Annotated in this window: 1 protein-coding gene; it reads left to right on the top strand. The window is 58.2% G+C overall.

The genetic code is table 11. From position 1 onward, the window contains the following. Positions 1-225 precede the first annotated feature (225 nt). The coding region (locus tag QWL29_RS26510) for a site-specific integrase (protein WP_305825845.1) at positions 226-1,181 on the top strand (956 nt) is incomplete at its 3' end.

Here is a 1,181-nt window from a genome sequence, read left to right as displayed (position 1 = left end):
TTCAATCTTCTTCTTGCAAAACGGGTGGAGTCCATAGATACGGACAGGGCGTTGCGTCTCTGGGGGCCGGAGGGCTCGACGGGTCGCGGGTCGCTACCCTCCCCCAAAACACTTCATAGCTACGCGTACTGGCTGGCAAACTTCCTTGAGTGGACTGAAGTTCGCGGCGTCGACCTGACCACATGCAGTTACGCGGTGCATGTAGCAGGACGCTACCAGTCCGAGATGCTAGAAGGCACCTGGTCTCACGACGGGAAGGGACGTCGCGCCACCACCGTGAACGCGCGCGTCCAGCAAGCCTGCGACTTCCTCTCATGGATGGTCTCTAAAGGTTTTCGCGGCGCCTTCGTGGTCCCCTACAACATCAAGCAGTTCACCATCGGCTCTGCGACACGGGCAATGGGGCAGGTATCAAAACAAATACGGGTGCGCGGCGGGAAGGCGCGCGTACTGGACCGGCGCCTCCAAATGCCACCAAATAGCGCGGTTCGTGAGTGGCTTGACCGGGTGGCGGCCAAGTCAGGGCCAAGCGTCGCGCTGATGTGTGAAACCATCCTGCTGACCGCGATGCGACTGGAAGAAGTCGTATGTCTGCGCACTGACTCCTTCCCGGAAAACCCTCGCGACTGGCAAATCTCTAACCCTCTCGCCCCTGAAAACACGCAACTTATCCGAATCACCATCAAGTTCGGCACCAAAGGGACTGCCTATGGGGTCGACCACGGGGACAAAATAGGCCCGGAGCGTTCCATTCTCGTCCCACTTGAGCTGGCTAAGCGTTGGCATGCCTACCGCAATTCTGAGCGTAACAAGGGATTCAAGCGCTGGATGGATAGCGCAGATGGGCGAGAGACTCGCAGTCAACGAGCCAAGAAGGCTGTGCACCTATTTCTGAATCCACGGGATGGTGCACGGTTTGTCGGCAAGCAGCTATACGACGCATGGACCGGCGTTGTATTACCGATTCCAGGCTGGTCGCCGCACCAAGGTCGGCACTGGTGGGCATGCACCATGCTTTGGTCTGAGCTTCAGAAGCACAAGCATTTTGAAAGCATCTCAGGTGAAACGGCCGTAGCGCTCCTAGAGTCGACCGCGTTGTCCATCATTCGCCTGAACATTCAACCGCAGTTGGGGCACGGTAAGCGTCATCCCAGCACCGTCTTGAGAGCTGGGAGCAAAGG

It is taken from the genome of Massilia brevitalea (assembly GCF_030711405.1).
Lineage (GTDB): Bacteria > Pseudomonadota > Gammaproteobacteria > Burkholderiales > Burkholderiaceae_D > Telluria > Telluria brevitalea.
The sequence above is the reverse complement of the archived record's forward strand: the minus strand, read 5'-3'. Positions and strand labels throughout refer to the sequence as shown.